Below are 16,746 nucleotides of genomic sequence, written 5' to 3'. Positions count from 1 at the left end.
AAAGAGGTCCTTTTCCCTTTTTAAATACCCCCAGTCCATTGATTCTCCTTACATTTAAAAGAAATAAACAGGAGCTTGTCGATCATAAGAGGTCTATTTCCCCTTTTCGCAATAAAAAGAATGATCATATTGATTATCAATTTGATCATTCTTTATAAGTTTTGATCATCTAATTCGATCAATAGCGCATATGCATTAACCTGATACTTTTTCCAGCCAAATGTCCTTGAAGTCGATCCAACCCAGCGAGTTCACGCCGATGCCTTTAATATGCGGATTGTAGAACATCTGATATTTCTTATGAAGCAGGAAGAGAACTTGCGTCTCGTCGCGCAGCTTATGCTCGATATCCATCAGCTCTCTCCATCGCTCATCCGTCTCCCTGCATGCCAGCGCATTATCAATCTTCGCTTCGATCCATTCCAGCAGCTCAGGGTCCAGATGCTCGCGCAGGAAGTTGCCCGTCTGCTCGAACAGCTCGATCATGCATACCTCATCCTCGGCAAATACGACGCAGTACAATAGACAATCCGCGTCAGACAACACCTTTCGCTCACGAATGCTCATCCAGTTCTCCAGAATGACCTCCACTGTAATGCCATGCGCGGTCAGCTCCCGCTGCAGCCAGCGCGCATCCTTCTCATGGATACCGTAGGTCGCAATCTTGATAGGCTCTCCCCGGTAACCGGATTGCTTGAGCAGTTCTATTGCTCTCTCTACATTTTGGCAGGTGGCTCCTTTGTAGGACTCCTCGCCCGGATAGAAACCGCTGGCGGGATGCATCCGGTCTTCTCCAAGCTCGGTAACCATCCGATAGCGGTCAATCAAGAGATCGACTGCCTTGCGGAAGTGCGGCGATTGTTGAGGCCCGCTCTTGCAGCGGTTCCAAGTGAGCAAGCTGCAGCCGTTCGAGACGTTTTCGACCTTCTTCCAACCCTGCGCAGGCTTAAAATCCTTGGAGTCATGATCGATCAGCAGTTGATCCCAGTTTTTCGCGAAAGCCGCCGTATCCTCCGGCATCGTGACGATAATGACCCCGTCCAGATGCGCCCTGCCCTGGAAATAATGCGGGTTGGCCTCCATAATGAAGCGATCTGCTGTCCATTCCACGAAGCGGAACGGTCCCGTCCCGACCGGACGCTGCCAAAACTGTTCATTCTGCTCGACCAGATCATGCGGCACAATTGACATGCCCGGCGAGCACAAGTAGCGGAGCAGCAGCCAATTGGGCTTCTCCAGCTTGATCGTTACGGTGCGCGGCCCTCTCTTCACGATCTCCGTAATCGAGCGCACGAACCAGCCCGAAGCATAACTGCCTCTAAGTCGCTCCAGGGAATAGATGACATCATCTGCCTCCAGGTCGCGCCCATGGTGGAATGCAATGCCTTTCCGCAAATGGAAGGTCCACTCCCTTCCCTCCTCGTCATGCTCCCACGCATGTGCAAGTGAAGGGATAATCTTCTTGGTCTCGCGGTCATACTTGACCAGACAATCGAACAGTTGCTTAACCATATGCGCGCTAAAAGCAAAATACAAATCCTTCGGATCCAGGGTCAGAATCGGACGATAGACCGGCAGCCTAAGCAAATCCGCCTCCAGATCATCGATCAGCTCCGTTCTGTATCCGAAGTGGCTGTTCATCCATTCCACGAATTGATGCCGCACTCCCGTACCTTCCCCATAGCCCTCAATCAGCTCGAACGCATGCTTGTATTCGCCCTTTGACGCATAGAACTGAGCCAGCTCCAGCAGCTTCTTCTCCTTCGGATAGAGAAAGGTCACCTTGGAGCGGTTCCCGCGGCCGCGGCCCGCTTGCCAATGAATGAACCCTTCCTCCTCCAGCTTGCGAACGATAAACTTTACGTTGCGCTGCGTACAATACAGCGCTTCAGCGAGGCTCTCAAGCGATACTTCGATCGGCTTGCCCGAGCCGACTGACTCTGCCACTTTGCTATACATCATCAAATACCGTTCTTCACTAATCATGACGATGCCCTCCTCCGCCAGAGGCCTTAGTATGTAAAAGGGGAAATAATCATCTTCGATTATACACTTTTTCTACCCCTTTTGCGAGTGCATAATGGGATTCATATACAGGAGAACAGGAGTGGTGACGATGCTGTGGCATGATTATGTTCCAGGTCAACTATGGAAGGACCGGGTAGAGGAGCAGGAGAGGAAAGCGGAATTGGAGGCGTTTGTGGCTGAACGGAAGACACCGGAGGAAAGCTCAAGCAAGAAAGAAAAATCAAAGGCAGCCGGCACTTTTCTGAAACGATTCGGGCTCATATAATAGAAGTAGATGAATAGTGACATTATCATGGGTAAAGGAGCCATACGCATGCTTACATCACCATTGATTCAATTGCTGCCGCAGCTCACTCCCGAACATATCGCCGGGCTGTCGGGCATGCTGCAAGACGTCGTAGAAGACGGCGCCTCCATTGGATTCCTCTCTCCTCTATCGCGTGAAGAAGCTGAGCAATACTGGCGGAGCGTCACTGAACCCGGCATATTCTTATGGGCAGCTGTCTTGAACGGCAGAATAGTCGGAACGATTCAGCTGCAGCTTGCTATGAAGAAGAATGCTGCGCATCGGGCGGAGATCGCCAAGCTGATGGTCCATCCAACAGCGCGCAGGCATGGAATCGCCAGAACACTGATGCATAAGGCCCACGAGCAAGCCAAGAAGGAAAACAGAAGTCTGCTCATTCTGGATACGAGAGCTGGCGATCCCTCCAACGAGCTCTACAAGTCGCTTGGCTATACAGAAGCCGGGCGCATCCCCGGATTTGCCCGCTCCTCCGAAGGCGGATTCGACGCAACTGTCATCTACTACATGAATCTGTAATGGTGTGATGCATCCGTTTCCCGAAGCATGCATAAGCCTTCACTTCCAGTTCATCCTATACGGATGGAGGTGAAGAGCATGTCCGGAAGAAACAACAAGCCCGACAATGACGGTCCTGCCGCAAGCCCGTCCAGGCTGGATCAATTCGGCGATAAACTGGCTGACGACACGAAAGCGTCTCCCAAGCAAGTCCGCCATAACGAGAAGCCTGCTAATTAATCTGTAACGCAGAAAAGGAGTGCCGCTCAGGCTTAAGCCGGCAGCACTCCTTTTCTATGTTCACGGCATCAGCCGAAGAAATAACTGATGTAGATCATTACAAGCAAGCCGGCAATAAAGGAATAGGTTGCCGGTCTTTCAAACCCGTGACTATGCGATTCCGGAATAAGCTCCTTATAGACAATGAACAGCATCGCCCCGGAAGCAAAGGCTAGACCGTAACCGATCAGCATCTCAACATAGCTGGCGGCAAAGTATCCGACAATTGCGGATACAACCTCCACAAGGCCCGTCAGCGTCACGATCAGCATCAGCTTCAGCTTGCTCACTCTCGATTGCATGAGGAAGATGGCCAGCACCAGTCCCTCTGGCATATTCTGCGCGCCAATGGCTATCGCAACCATCGGTCCCAAACCTTCATTGGAGCTGGCATAGCTGAATCCGGTACTAAGGCCCTCAGGGATGTTATGTATAAATAGCGCAATAACAACAAGCAGCGACTTGGAGTCGAAGGAGCTGATTCCCCTTTTCTGCTCGATATCGATATGCGGAATGTTTTTCTCCAGCAGATCAAGCACGAACACCCCGATAATCAATCCGATGGTGAGCGGGATTAAGCCGGACTCGTTCAGCGCCTGCGGCAGCAAGCCGAATGTGGAAGCCGATACCATGATCCCGGCTGTAAAGGCGATCAGAATGTCCTTCCACTTCTCCGACAATGATCGAACGAACAAGAGTGGCACGGCGCCAAGCACCGTTGCCATTGCAGAGATAAAGCTGCCTAGAAGCGCTGCTGTCATGATGTATGGCTCCTTATCGATGTAGTTGCTTCAGAAAGCATAAATCGCGCTCATGGATAAAGCGTCCTTCATAGGTGGCCGGCTCATGCTTCTCCATGAGCTGGATGGCGTCTTTCAAGGAGCGCCAGCTGAGCGATGCCCCAGCCTCATCCACGGAAGGTTCGCCCCCTTCCTTGTCATGGGTCCGGATTTGTCCGACATAGCCGTATGAGAACTGCAGCAGCTCCCGTTCATCCCGATATTCAATCACAAGGCCAATGTCATCCGTCAGCTCGACTTCCGCGCCTAATCCCTCTTTGGCCTCACGCTGCATCGCCATCTTCATCGTCTCCGATGCTTCGATGCCGCCGCCAGGCAGCTTATAATAGTTCCCGTCCTTCTTATGCAACAACGCGACTTCATATCGAGCATTAAAGATAATGCCTCTGACGGCTCGTCGCATCCAAAAATTGCCGCCATGTCTGCGCGAGGTGGCGTCGCGTCCGCTAAGTCCCAGATCACGTTCATAGATTTCCCGCAGTAGCTCCATCACATACAGTTCCTTCCTGTTGATCTTTATCCTATGTAAGGACTAACGCTTCATACCTTCCGCCACCATGCTCATAAAGGTTGTTATATGCTCTGGATGGCACGCAATCAGACAAGGCTGGTCGGCCGATCCTGAGAACGGATTACCTTCGAAATCTACTACAACGGCCCCTGCCTCCATCGCAAGCAGAATGCCGGAGTACAAGTCCTCACCCTCCGAATGATAGACCATAATGGCATCGAGATCGCCTCTTGCGAGCATGCTCCATTGCAGCGTCGGCGCCCACAGGCGCATCATTCGCTTCGTATGTACATCGATATAATGCCGAAGCTGTACAGCCTCTTCACGCTGCTGAACAGCATGACCTTGAATCCAGCCGACTCTCGCCTTGACGAAAGCCCGTGCAGGATTCATAGACACCGGACGTTGATTGCAATTTGCCCCTTCTCCAAGAATTGCTGTGTACAATCGATCGGTTATCGGCTCATAGATGACGGACAGCACCGGCTCGCGCCGCCGCATAAGCGTGATCGAGATGCCGAATAAAGGCAGCCCCACCGCAAAATTATTGGTGCCGTCAAGCGGATCGACGAGCCATTGCCACTCGCTCTGCTTGCCGTCATCGCCCGCTTCTTCGGACCGGATCGCATGGTCCGGGAATACGCTGCGAAGCTTTGCCAGAATAATAGCCTCCGCCCCATGATCCACTTCCGTCACCAGATCGCCATGCTCGTCTTTCTCATCTATTCGGATGATCGAACCGAATCGTTCCTTTATATATCTTCCTGCCTCGTAAGCGGCTGCAACCGCCACTTCTTTGGCTATGTTCATCATCATTCGTCCTGCTCCTTCTTCTCTGAATAAAAATGCAGCCGATTGCCGAACGGATCCGTGATTTGAACCGCATTCCACTCCTCAGAGAAGCCCGGACGCGCGTAACCGTATTGCTTGGCTAATAAGTGCTTTTGCCAAGCCTTTGCATTGTCTACTTCTATTCGAATGGCCGATCCAGGCGTACAATCGCCGTGATGCTCTGACAGATGCAGCACGCAGCCGCCCTTGGACACTTGAGCATACAAGGGGAAATCGGCTTCATAACGATGCTCCCAATCCAAGCTGAATTCCAGAAAAGAGAGATAAAATTCCTTCGCTTTGTCTTCGTCAAAAATGCGAAGAATCGGTACGGCTCCTTTAAATTCCATTAGCGGCTCCTTTCTTACGGCGATGCCGATTGGGCTGTATCCTATGCGCTTCCACGATTATACATCTTCTTGAGCAATCAAGAAAGAACCAATCATAACGCAACAAACCCCTCCGCAGCACCAAGGCTCCGAAGGGGTTTCATTTGCTGGAAAAAGATCATTACGCCTTGCGCCGCTCAACCAGGTTAATCCCGATACCCATACAAATCACGCCGATTAACGCAAGCTTTGCCACCGGCATCAGAATCTCTGCCCAGCCCGCATCATACAAGGCTACCTGCTTCAATGCATGTACCGCATGCGTGATGGGCAGTAATTCACCGGCAAACAGCAGCAGCTTGTTCGTCATCAAGCCCGGCGGGAAGTAGATTCCCGCCAGCAGCGGCATAATTGGCAGTATAACAGGCAGGAGCATCTGGAATTGTTCCGGAGTTCGCACGATTCCCGCTAGCAGCATGCTAAGCGATACGATAGCTGCGGAATAAATCATAATGATGACCAGCATGAGTCCATATTGATTGCCCAGATCATAGCCGAGGACGAGATCGAAGAACAACAGGACGGTCGCCGTATGAATCAAGCCGATAATAAGACTGTAGCATAAGTGACCCATATACATGCCGGTTTTGGTGACGGGCGATAGGATAACCCGATTCCAGATTCCGAACGCTTTCTCCTCCATGACCGAATTGATTTTGAAGCCGATCGTGAACATGGCCAGAAATAACGTAAATCCAAATAATAGCTGAATGCTCATATCGTTGCCGACAAGCGTCCTGCCGTCCGGACGGACTACATTCGCATGCAGTGGAGGGCTCGCCATAAAGCTCTCGAATGATTGGTATGCAGCCTCTTCATCGCCTGTCAGGCCCGCTGCATAAGCAAGCCTTCCATCCTCGGAAGCGATTCGGTTCAAGTGCTCGGATACCATCGATTGATTAAGCCCTTCACCCGTAGTGACGATCCGATATTCACCCTCTGCCAGCAGCCTCACAGCCAGATGAGTCCGGCCTTCGCGCACGTCGCGAATCGCCTTCTCCTCACTCTTCAGCTTAAACGAGAAGCTGTCAGAATCATTCATTCGCTCCACTCGCTGCACCGCTTCCTCATGACCGATCCCTTTATCCGGAAAAACCGCGTATTCAGGAGTGCCATTCATATTCGAGCTGAATAACAGCGTAGCCGCAATGCTGATCGCGATAAAGACTAGAATAAGGGCAGGCGAGCGGCGATCATGTTTCCATTGCGCCAAAAATACAGCTATCATATCGCCCGCCCCCTTCTTGGATAGATCAATGCGCTAACAGCGACCAGTACGATTGCATAGATCAACAGAAACAGCAATTGTGAAGATAACCTGCCAGCATCCTCATACTGAATCCAACTGAGCGCCATCATGAGCGCATGGCCGTTGGGCGTCCATTCCCCGATAGAGCGCAGCCATTCAGGCAGCACATACAGCGGGACAAATCCGCCGCCAATTACACCCATCATAATTAATAGAAGATTGAACAACGCATTCGCCGCATCCACATTGTTCATACGGAACATGACAGAGGTAAAGATGGACGCCATGGATGCGACCATAAATGAAAACATCATAATGATTAAGGCAATGCCAATCCAGAATCCAGCCGATCTGCCGTGGAACAGACCCAAGACAAAGTGGCATATCGTAAGCACACTGGTTAGTTGCATGCATGCAATCATAAACGATGCGACGAGCTTGCCCCCAAGATAATGGAAGGGATTGTTGCCGCTCAGCCGTATCCGTTCAATTACACGCTCCCGCTTCTCTCCCGAAGCATGAAGGGCAATTGTAGCCGCGATGAACACCGTAAAGATCATGCCGATGGAGACGCTGAAATATTGGAAGCTGGTCAACGGCTTCACGCTATTCAGCAGTTCAACACCGCCCTTCGGCAATGAGAAGTCACCCTCATTCACCTGATGTTGCCCCGGTGCCTCTTGCAGCACATAGCGTAGCCCCATCCCGACATTCGCTTCTCGCACATAGCGATCCACTACCCCCATCACCATTTCCAGCTTAATGGAATGGTCATGCGCGGTTACGATGACAATGCCGCCTTCTCCTTCTTCAAGCCATGCGCGCTTAAGCGCCTGCTGGGAGAAACCGGATGGTATCGTGAGGACAGCTGTCACTTCCTTCTTCTCCAGCAGCTCCGATGCTTGGTCAGCACTAGTCTCTACAGTACGAATCCATTCCTTTATCTCGTCGCTGGCGAACGTCATCCGCAGTCCTTCAATCAATGGATAGCTCTCCGACGCATGAAGCACACTTGCCTTCCACTCTTCATCTCGATTAAGCGTCTGGACCGTATCTCTGAATGCCGCAATTGCCGACTCCTCGTTATCCTCGACCACCAGTGCGATGCTTACCGACCGCTCGCTTGGTTCTCCTTCAATCCAACTGGACAGTGCAAATCCCAATATGACGCTAAGCACGACAGGAACCAGCAGCACGACCAGCATTTCGCTGCGGTCACGCCAGAAGATCAGAAGATCCTTCTTCAAATAAGGAAACATGCTGCACCTCCTCCTAATCCCGCAGCTTGCGGCCGGTCAGATGCAAGAACACATCTTCGAGGCTTGGCGTATGGACCTGGAAGTGAACGATCTGCACGCGGTTTCGCTCCGCAGCCTGAACGACCTCTGTCAGAATGCCGCTCTGCTTAGTGACGATCAGCTTGACGCCATCCTCCGTCTCCTCCGCCGATCTGACGAACGGCAGACGGCGCAGCTCCTCCACCAGCTCCGGGCATGGCTTGGAGAGCTGAGCAACCATCGTTTCCTCGCCGGACAGAATGCGCAGCAGCTCTTCCTTCGTCCCCGATGCGATCAGCCGGCCGTGATCCATAATGTATACGCGGCTGCACAGCTGCTCCACTTCCTCCATATAGTGGCTAGTGTAGAGGACAGACATGCCCTTCTCCCGGTTCAGCTTGCGGACTGTATCGAGAATATGATTGCGGGATTGTGGATCAATCCCGACTGTCGGCTCATCCATGATGACGATCTTCGGCTCGTGCAGCAGCGCAGCCGCAATATTAATGCGCCTCTTCATCCCGCCCGAAAACGTCTTGATCAGCTCATGCTGACGCTCGGTCAATCCAACAAGCTCCAGGGTATCGGCAATTCTCTCCGCAAGATGCTTCCCCTTCAGCTTATAGATGCTTCCGAAAAAACGCAGGTTCTCATAGGCGGACAGCTTCTCGTACAATGCGATTTCTTGTGGCACAACGCCTATCATGCGGCGAATTTCGCCCGGCGTCTTCAGGACGCTCCGTCCTTCCAGCCGTACATCTCCGCTTGACGGGTACAGCAGCGAGGATATCATGGATATCGTCGTGGATTTGCCGGCACCGTTAGGTCCCAACAATCCAATAGCCTCACCCTTCTCCATATACAGGTTGATGTTGTCCACAACGGTCTTGCCCTTGAACGTTTTGCGCAGCTCTACTGCTTCCAGCATGCTCCAATTCTCCCATCCGGTATAGAGTAAGCTATTATGCTGCAGCTTCTGTCATTCAGTGTAAAGCAAGAAAGACAGTGTCCCCACTGTCTTCCGTCACGAAGCTGCGTCTTAACCATGACTTCCGTCATGTTTCTGTAGACAGTCAGGCCATCCACTTGCGTGGATCCATGCAACTCATACCACATGATGGCGGATCGCGTATATGGCGAGCTGGGTTCGATCGCGAAGTTCCAGCTTGTCGAGCACGACGCTAATATGGTTTTTGACCGTGCCGACCGATAAGGACAGCTCGCTTGCAATCTCCGCATTGCTGCGACCCTCGCCGACCAGCCTGATTATATCCTTTTCCCTTGGCGTAATTGCGGGGTCTACCTCCGCTTGCTGGCGATCGTTCATCAACAGCCGGGGAATGACCTTGGCTGCTACATCCTCCTGCAGCGACAATCCGCCGGCCAGACAGCTCTTAATCGAGCGCAGCAGCGCTTCCGGCTCAGCCTCCTTCAGCATATAGCCATTCGCTCCGCTCTTCAGCGCCTCCATCGCATAATCGTCGTCGTTGAAGGTAGTCAGCATCAGAATTTTCATAGACGGCCATCGCGAACGGATGATTCTTGCCGCCTCGAGACCATCCATAACGGGCATACGGATGTCCAGCACGGCAATATCGAAGATGCCGCTCTCGCAAAGCTGGACCGCTTCCTTGCCATTAGCGGCTTCACCCGTTACCTTTAGCCCAGCATCGGTCTCAATCATCATCTTCAATCCTTGCAGCACCATTGCCTGGTCTTCGGCCAATAAGATTCGAATCATGCCATGCCCCTTTCCTTCGCAACAAGCGGCAGTGTACCGCTTACGATAAATGTTTTTTCGTTCTGGATAATGTCCAGCTTGCCGCCGGCTTGCCCGATTCTCTCTCTCATGGAGCGGAGGCCGAAGCCCTCCCGATAGGGCTTGGCCTGCTGGATCGGATGCAGCACCTCGAACCGGAATACGCCTCCGCCCGGCGCCTCAAAAATAATGTCCGCTTCTTTCGTTCCGCTATGCCTCATCATATTCGTCAGCGATTCTTGTACTGCCCGGTAGAGCGCTACCGACTGGGCCGGGGTCAAGGGAGCTGTAAGCGCGCCGTGCCGCAGATTAAAGTTGACACGCAGGAAGCTCTCCACTTCCAGCCTTCGGATCAGGTTGATTACCGCGGACAGACCGCCGACTTCGTCATCCTTGAGCGCTCTAACAGCGCTACGCGTATCGTCCAGGCTCTCCTTTGCCAGCTCCTTCAAGTGACCAAGCTTCTCAGCCGTATCCGGGTCCCGTGTCCCCATCCGAAACACCTCCAGCTGCATGAGCAGCGCTGTCAGCTTATGGCCTACCGAATCATGAATGTCGCGGCCCACCTGCGCGCGCTCTTCTTGTCTTGCGGCTTTTTCGTTTGTTGCCAGCAGCCGCCTGAGCTTCCGATATTCCGCAAGGAGTGCCTCTCCCCGTGCGATCTCATGGCGCTCGCTTGCATATGTAAGGCGGAATGCCGCAAAAGCGGCACCGGCCAATAAACCAAAAAAAGTTATAAAATAAACGGAAAAACCCGGGAGCCGGGCAAACGTCGGCAGCAGCGCACCAAGCCAGCTTATTACGCCAATGGAGCAAGCACTGGCAAGCGGCAGCCGGTACGCCCCTTTCCCCGCAATAAGAGCGAGGAGCAGCAGCGTATACGGATTCGGCTCTCCTACCGGCTCTGGCCATAGACTGGCGGTGGCTGCAATTGCCAGCAAGGCAAGCAGCAGCAGCTGGACGACAGGCACTCGGCCGGCAAGGGGAACGAGGAAATAAGCGCCCATACCCATAGCACATATTAACAAGCGCCAAGGCATGTCCGGCAAAGGCCCCCCATGCCCGAACATAGCAAGTCCCCATGCCGCAATCAGCATGGCCAGCCAAATCCAATAGGATCTCATCAGCGCTTCCCTCCTAAGTGCATAAGAATAAGAAACGACCGACATACTTGCTGCCGGTCGTATTGTTTCATTATAGGAATCAGGCTTGCTGCAATCCTTTGCTAAATGCAACAACTTCCTCATAAGGCAGCTTGCCGCCGAATATATCAAGCGCACTGCCGATCGTCAAATCCAGCTTGCCGCCGGATAGCTCCAAGAATCGCTCCATATCAGCAATCGACCGGGCACCGCCCGCATAGGTCGTCGGAATCGCAACCCATTGCGCCAGATCACGGACAAGCGACTCCTGAATGCCGCTCTGCTTGCCCTCGACATCTACCGCATGGATCAAATATTCGTCGCAGTAGCCTTCCAGCTCCCGAATATTCGCCTCATTCACTTCGAAGTCGCTGAATTGCTTCCATTGATTCGTCACAACGTACCACTTGCCATCCTTCTCCTTGCAGCTTAAGTCGATGACCAAGCGCTCCTTGCCGACTTCAGATACGATTCGGCGAAGATGCTCTTCATTTAATTGTCCGTCGCGGAATATATAGGAGGTCACAATAACATGCGAGCCGCCTTTCTCCAGATAAGCAGCCGCGTTGTCGGCCGTGATGCCGCCGCCGATCTGCAGGCCGCCTGGATAACGAGCGAGTGCCTGCTCTGCGGCAGATTCATTGCCTGGGCCCAGCATAATGACATGCCCGCCCGTCAATGCGTCCTTCTTGAACAAATCGGCATAATAACCGGAATCATGGGCGGATACAAAATTTTCGATAATGGCGTCGTTAAGCGTCTCGCCTACGATCTGCTTCACTTTCCCTGCGTGAAGGTCGATACATGGTCTGAATTTCAACGTCGTTCCTCTATTCTTCTAGTATGATATAAGCAACAGCTTATCGTGTCTCTCTCTATTCTGACATAGAGTACCGCATCATCGCAATAACTAGTTCCGTCATCTGGCTAAGCGTTCTGTATCCTATTAAGCTGCTCGCCTAAATCCAATTCCGATCGGTCAAATAACCCTTTATTGCGTTCGTAATCTCTAGCAGCAATTGCCGCTGACGCTTTAATAGCGCTATCTCCTGATGAGCGCCAAGCAGAAAATCCAGCTCATGGATGAGCGGCTCCGGGCAGAAGGCTAGTTCGGATAACTGCTTCCCGATCTTCTTATCGCCTTTAAAATAGGTTTCATTGGCCGACAGCAACACCTGGAGCAAAGAATGAAAGGTTTGTTGGGCGATGCCTGACGCATAGACAAAGTCTCCGCGCTCAATCGCGCTCAGATAATGAAAATTGTCCAGCCAAAACGTTGATTTCCACCAGAATTGTTGGATGATCGCTTCCCTAAGCTTGTTAGGATAAACTCTCACTTGCCGCTTCCACTCTGCCAATATGCCCTTTTCATCTACCAGCGGCTGTACAAAGCTCACTTCCGACAAACAAATATAATTATAATACCCGCTCAGCGTCCAGAACGTCGGCTCCACAAAAATTTTGCCTGCAAGGCAATCCTGTATCGCCTGTTCATAGACCGAGATGGATTTTACGCTTGTCTCGATTTTCATTCCTTTGCAGTAGAAATCCGCGCAGCCGCCCCATAACGTTCCATCGATACGCTCATCGATATAGCAGGACTGATCCGCATCGGCGATGGCGGAGATAAGCGACCGGCGTTCCTCCAGCGGCTTGACCCCTTCCGTGTAGACATAGAAATCAAGGTCGGAATACTCATCCATATACCCTTTGGCATACGACCCGCCGAGCGCTATTGCATAACGTCCGGTAAGCGTTTCCCTTAATACGGGTACAATCTCTTCAATTCGTTGTATCACATGTATATGTTCTCGCATTTCGCTTAACCCCGCTAATCATGAATAGAATACAACATCAATCGCTTAATAATTATACATTTTCACGTCTTGAAAGGAATAGTAGATAATCTATCTATTTTTTTCATATTTAGATGTTTATGCGATGCGTTCCCACGTTGTCGCATTCTTCATTTGATAATCCGAATAGACCGCTTCGTTCGACAAATCGTAGACACGCACCACATTCGCTCCATCATCCAGTCGCTTCAGTTCCTCCAGATAGCCTTGATCGGCAGACAGGCTTTCCAGAAACGATTGGCTGATTTCCATTCTCTCGTTCTGCCAGCGCGGGAAAAACAGATCTGGGGAATGATTGCCCAGCCCTTCGAAAACCAGCACCATCTCCTCGATGCCGTCACGGTCCATATCGACCTCTTGCAGCCTGCCCCAAGCATCGAAAGAATATATTTGACTCTCGTCATTCCCGTCGACAAGAAGATATTTGTACAAGCCAGGACCTGCCGCCATCAGCGGAAGCCTGCCCAGAATCCTAGCTCCCTCTGTACCCGCAACAAACTGCTGCATGACAAATAGATCGATGCACCGACTCGGCGCATCCAGTTCCATGCCGGGAAGAAGATCAAGCAGCGGATAAGTCTTGTCCTTCCATTGCAAAATGCCATGTACAGCAGCGGCAGTCCCGTCCCCGTCCGCCTCAGCGTTATAGATATGAAGCTCCACAGCTTCATGATTCGCCATGCCAAAAGCCAACGATTGAAGCTTCTCCCAATCCGGTCCAGGCTCTCCTTCCGCCAGCTCCACAACATCAAGCGTCCGGTAAGCAAGCTTAATCTCCTCCGGGAAAGTGAACGTCTGCTGCGGATGGACGGAAGATTCATCAGGCGTAGGGACTATTGGGGAAGATGACGGAGCCTGCCCCATTTTCTTTACCTTTCGTGCTCCCCCCTGGCTCGGATAGGAATCATTAACCCCTCCGTTCATCCAGTACTGAATACGGTCACCGACTTTGAAGCGAGAGGAATAGGCATTCAGCCAGATCGCAGAACCTTCATAGTCCGTGAAAATATCATTCCAAGACATGCCGAGATACGGTTCAGCAGAATAATCGAGTACGAGAATTTGCTTGCCGTCTGTGTCGAATACGACGCCTTCTCCATCGGGAGAGGAAGAGGCACAGCCCGCTAGGACGATCAAAATAATCAAGCAAAACCAGAATCGTTTTTTCATCTGTCATCATCCGCCTTTCTATCGGCAACAGGCGTCAGTCTGCACGAGTCCCGTATTAGGATTACGGGCAGATCGAATCAAGAATTTCTTTATCATAGATTTTGGGTAGAATATACAGGCAAATGTAGATGCTGTCCGCAACGACTCGGGACAGCATCCGTATGACATGAGATGCAGAAATACGCGGTTGTAGAAGGGTTAGGGTGGGGTTAAAAGAATGTCCTTTATAATCCGGCGCCGCAATTGGATATGTATGAACTTACTTCAGCGCCATGGGAACAAGATGCCGGATGATCAGCTCTCTCGCCCATTTGGCATCATTGCGTTTCGTAATTTTCTTCCGGATAACAATGGTCAGACCCATTGAAGGGATATTCATCAGGTGCTGGCCGCCATGGCCGAATGCAAAGTAGCAATCGGCGCATCCATTAAAGGACTCCGGAGAGATCCACCAATGATAACCGTATCCGCCGTAGATTGGCGGCTCATAATGCAGCAATCCGCGGTGATGCAGGGCAACGGATTGTTCAATCCATGCGGGAGATACAATCTCCGACCCGTTCCAGCTTCCGCCCTGCATATACAGCATGCCAATCTTGGCCAAGTCATGCCCATATAGAGATAGCCCCGTACCGCCTTCGCTGATCCCGTTTTTCTCAGACCAGCGGGCTGCCTCGAAGCCTAGCGGCTGGAATAGCCGCTCCTTCGCATAGTGCACTGCCGATTTACCTGTTGCCGCCGTCAGAATGGCGGACAGAAGATGCGATCCGCCAGAATTATAGGTGTACGCATGACCAGGTTCATGGATGACCGGCTTAGCCAGTGTAAAAGCTACAGGATCGGCAGATGCCCGCATTTCCTTATAGGGCTTGTCGAAGTCCGGCCATTCGAAGCCCGGCGTCATCGTAAGCAAGTGCTTGATCGTAATCTTCCGACGCGACTGCTCATCGAGCAGCGATACGTCCAAATAATCGCCGAGCGGCTGATCAATGCTGCCGATCTCTCCCCGAGCCTGAGCGATTCCGATTAGCGCGGAGAGCACACTTTTGGTAATCGAATAGAGCGGACCAAGCGTATCAGCGCCTCCGTCATGCCAGTCTTCCAGCAGCTCCCCGTTACGATAGACGATTACGGACTTGATCCGCCATTCCTTTGCAAGCTGTTCGATTTCATCGTTCATTAACAATGCCATGCCTTCTTTACCCCTCTGCGCTTTGCGTCATGATGCGTGATTGCCGGCCTGGAGCGATTCTTCCTGCGCCTGCTTCGGTGTAATAAAGGATAGCAGCAAAACACCGACCGAAAGCCAAGCGACCCAGATGAAGATATGATGCAGGCTCGTTTCCAGTACAGCCGGATCAATATCATTCGCGGTCCCGGTATGCAGCATCAGTCCGAACACCGTGATACCGATTGTCTGACCCAGCGTACGGATAAAGTTATTGCTTGCAACCGCCGCGCCGCGCAGCTCCCTGCCGACTGCCGAGGAGACCGCAACCGTGAGTGCCGTCAGCGTCAACCCGAAGCTGATGCCGGAGAGGAAGGTATAGAAGACCAGCAGCCAAATGGATGATGAGCTGTTAACCAGCGCAAAACCCGCATTGCTGACAAGCAGGAAGCAGGCTGAAATGATGCATATCATGCGCAATCCCGTCTTGGCAATCAGGTTGCCCGCCAGAATCGAGCCAAGCGGCCAAGCAATGGATAACGGAATCATCAAAATGCCGGAATAGGTAGCCGTCTTGCCGTATACTCCTTGGAACCATAGCGGCAAATAGAAGATGACAGCTACATTAATGACACATAACAGGAAGCTGATCAGATTCGCCATAGAGATTAGCCGGCTTCGGAATAGCTGAAGCGGAATGATTGGCTCAGGCGAACGTTTTTCGATCCAGATGAAAAATGCAAGGAGCGCGGCGGACAAACCAAATAACGCCGCCGTTCCCCAGCCGCCTTGCGTATCCCCGCCCTCTCCCCGCAAAAGAGACATCGCATAGAGGAAAAAGAACATGCCAACGCTGAATACAACGATACCCGGATAATCAATATGGCGTTTTTTCTTCTCCAGCTTCTCTTTCATGGCAAGAGAAAGCATGATAAGGGCCACAATGCCAAATGGCAAATTCATGTAGAAGATCGCTCTCCAGGATACATAATCGACAAGAAGACCGCCAAGCAGCGGACCCGAGATACCGGCAATCCCCCAAATACTGGACATCCAGCCTTGAACCTTGGCCCGCTTCTCGAACGGGTACAAATCACCTATAATGGTATATGGAATTGTCGTGAGCGCACCAGCGCCAAGCCCTTGCAGCGCGCGAAACCAGATCAGCCCGGTCATGGACTGTGCAATGCCCGACAGCATCGATCCGGCCAGAAAGATAAGCGCGCCGATTATAAACATTCTCTTTCGGCCATATAAATCCGACAGCTTTCCGTAGATCGGCGTCGTAATAACCGTTGCCAACAAATAAATGGAGATGATCCAGCTGTACTGCTGGACGCCTTGCAGCTCGCCTGTAATGCTGGGCATAGCTGTGCCCACGATCGTGCCTTCAATCGCAGCAAGAAAAGTCGCTACGAATAGAGCGACTGTAATTTTTGTACGTGATGATTCTGTTATTTCTTCCTTCATAGGGTATAAGTCCTT

The 16,746-nt window shown here is 51.8% G+C and carries 18 protein-coding genes; 3 read left to right on the top strand and 15 right to left on the bottom strand.

Going from position 1 to position 16,746, the window contains the following annotated elements; all coding sequences use genetic code 11:
* Positions 1 to 195 precede the first annotated feature (195 nt).
* Positions 196 to 1,986, bottom strand: a complete 1,791-nt coding sequence (locus AC0YNW_RS04865) for an ABC transporter substrate-binding protein (RefSeq protein ID WP_475830952.1) — start codon at positions 1,984 to 1,986, stop codon at positions 196 to 198.
* A gap of 130 nt (positions 1,987 to 2,116) precedes the next feature.
* Between AC0YNW_RS04865 and AC0YNW_RS04860 the strand changes: the two genes are divergently transcribed.
* From AC0YNW_RS04860 to AC0YNW_RS04850, 3 genes are all read left to right on the top strand, one after another.
* Positions 2,117 to 2,293, top strand: coding sequence for a hypothetical protein (locus AC0YNW_RS04860; protein ID WP_387475024.1), 177 nt, complete (start codon positions 2,117 to 2,119; stop codon positions 2,291 to 2,293).
* 48 nt (positions 2,294 to 2,341) lie between these two features.
* The gene (locus AC0YNW_RS04855; RefSeq protein ID WP_475830951.1) at positions 2,342 to 2,851 is read left to right on the top strand and encodes an N-acetyltransferase family protein; all 510 of its coding nucleotides are present in this window, start codon (positions 2,342 to 2,344) and stop codon (positions 2,849 to 2,851) included.
* Positions 2,852 to 2,929: 78 nt separating this feature from the next.
* Positions 2,930 to 3,070, top strand: coding sequence for a hypothetical protein (locus tag AC0YNW_RS04850; RefSeq protein WP_387475020.1), 141 nt, complete (start codon positions 2,930 to 2,932; stop codon positions 3,068 to 3,070).
* Positions 3,071 to 3,138: 68 nt separating this feature from the next.
* On the opposite strand, the gene AC0YNW_RS04845 is transcribed toward AC0YNW_RS04850, so the two are convergent.
* The 14 genes from AC0YNW_RS04845 to AC0YNW_RS04780 all read right to left on the bottom strand — a co-directional run bounded on the left by AC0YNW_RS04845 (position 3,139) and on the right by AC0YNW_RS04780 (position 16,731).
* Positions 3,139 to 3,870 carry a ZIP family metal transporter gene (locus tag AC0YNW_RS04845; RefSeq protein WP_475830950.1) on the bottom strand — a complete coding sequence of 244 codons (732 nt, stop codon included), beginning with the start codon at positions 3,868 to 3,870 and terminating at the stop codon, positions 3,139 to 3,141.
* 13 nt (positions 3,871 to 3,883) lie between these two features.
* Positions 3,884 to 4,399, bottom strand: a complete 516-nt coding sequence (locus tag AC0YNW_RS04840; RefSeq protein WP_475831270.1) for an NUDIX domain-containing protein — start codon at positions 4,397 to 4,399, stop codon at positions 3,884 to 3,886.
* 42 nt (positions 4,400 to 4,441) lie between these two features.
* Positions 4,442 to 5,236 (bottom strand): inositol monophosphatase family protein, encoded by a 795-nt coding sequence (locus tag AC0YNW_RS04835; RefSeq protein ID WP_475830949.1) that lies wholly within the window; start codon positions 5,234 to 5,236, stop codon positions 4,442 to 4,444.
* Complete coding sequence (locus tag AC0YNW_RS04830; protein WP_475830948.1) at positions 5,233 to 5,601, bottom strand: glyoxalase superfamily protein; 369 nt, start codon at positions 5,599 to 5,601, stop codon at positions 5,233 to 5,235. Before AC0YNW_RS04830 ends, AC0YNW_RS04835 begins: the two co-directional genes overlap by 4 nt.
* Before the next feature lie 160 nt (positions 5,602 to 5,761).
* Complete coding sequence (locus tag AC0YNW_RS04825; protein WP_475830947.1) at positions 5,762 to 6,868, bottom strand: ABC transporter permease; 1,107 nt, start codon at positions 6,866 to 6,868, stop codon at positions 5,762 to 5,764.
* On the bottom strand, positions 6,865 to 8,148 hold the full coding sequence (locus AC0YNW_RS04820) for an ABC transporter permease (protein ID WP_475830946.1): 1,284 nt from the start codon (positions 8,146 to 8,148) through the stop codon (positions 6,865 to 6,867). The genes AC0YNW_RS04825 and AC0YNW_RS04820 overlap by 4 nt, the downstream gene beginning before the upstream one ends.
* Before the next feature lie 13 nt (positions 8,149 to 8,161).
* A complete protein-coding gene (locus AC0YNW_RS04815) occupies positions 8,162 to 9,094 on the bottom strand; it encodes an ABC transporter ATP-binding protein (RefSeq protein ID WP_387475009.1) in 933 nt (310 codons plus the stop codon).
* A gap of 177 nt (positions 9,095 to 9,271) precedes the next feature.
* The gene (locus AC0YNW_RS04810; RefSeq protein WP_475830945.1) at positions 9,272 to 9,907 is read right to left on the bottom strand and encodes a response regulator; all 636 of its coding nucleotides are present in this window, start codon (positions 9,905 to 9,907) and stop codon (positions 9,272 to 9,274) included.
* Complete coding sequence (locus AC0YNW_RS04805) at positions 9,904 to 11,049, bottom strand: sensor histidine kinase (protein WP_475830944.1); 1,146 nt, start codon at positions 11,047 to 11,049, stop codon at positions 9,904 to 9,906. The genes AC0YNW_RS04810 and AC0YNW_RS04805 overlap by 4 nt, the downstream gene beginning before the upstream one ends.
* 79 nt (positions 11,050 to 11,128) lie before the next feature.
* Complete coding sequence (hisA, locus tag AC0YNW_RS04800) at positions 11,129 to 11,887, bottom strand: phosphoribosylformimino-5-aminoimidazole carboxamide ribotide isomerase (RefSeq protein ID WP_475830943.1); 759 nt, start codon at positions 11,885 to 11,887, stop codon at positions 11,129 to 11,131.
* A 139-nt stretch (positions 11,888 to 12,026) separates the two neighbouring features.
* Positions 12,027 to 12,884 carry a nucleotidyltransferase domain-containing protein gene (locus AC0YNW_RS04795; RefSeq protein ID WP_475830942.1) on the bottom strand — a complete coding sequence of 286 codons (858 nt, stop codon included), beginning with the start codon at positions 12,882 to 12,884 and terminating at the stop codon, positions 12,027 to 12,029.
* Between the two features lie 117 nt (positions 12,885 to 13,001).
* Entirely contained in the window at positions 13,002 to 14,093 is a 1,092-nt protein-coding gene (locus AC0YNW_RS04790) for a DUF3221 domain-containing protein (RefSeq protein WP_475830941.1), read from the bottom strand.
* A gap of 259 nt (positions 14,094 to 14,352) precedes the next feature.
* Positions 14,353 to 15,285 (bottom strand): serine hydrolase domain-containing protein, encoded by a 933-nt coding sequence (locus AC0YNW_RS04785; RefSeq protein WP_475830940.1) that lies wholly within the window; start codon positions 15,283 to 15,285, stop codon positions 14,353 to 14,355.
* Between the two features lie 27 nt (positions 15,286 to 15,312).
* Positions 15,313 to 16,731 (bottom strand): MDR family MFS transporter, encoded by a 1,419-nt coding sequence (locus AC0YNW_RS04780; protein ID WP_387474995.1) that lies wholly within the window; start codon positions 16,729 to 16,731, stop codon positions 15,313 to 15,315.
* Positions 16,732 to 16,746: the final 15 nt, after the last annotated feature.

Source organism: Paenibacillus sp. J31R120 (genome assembly GCF_056269225.1).
This window is presented reverse-complemented; position numbering and strand designations above follow the sequence as displayed.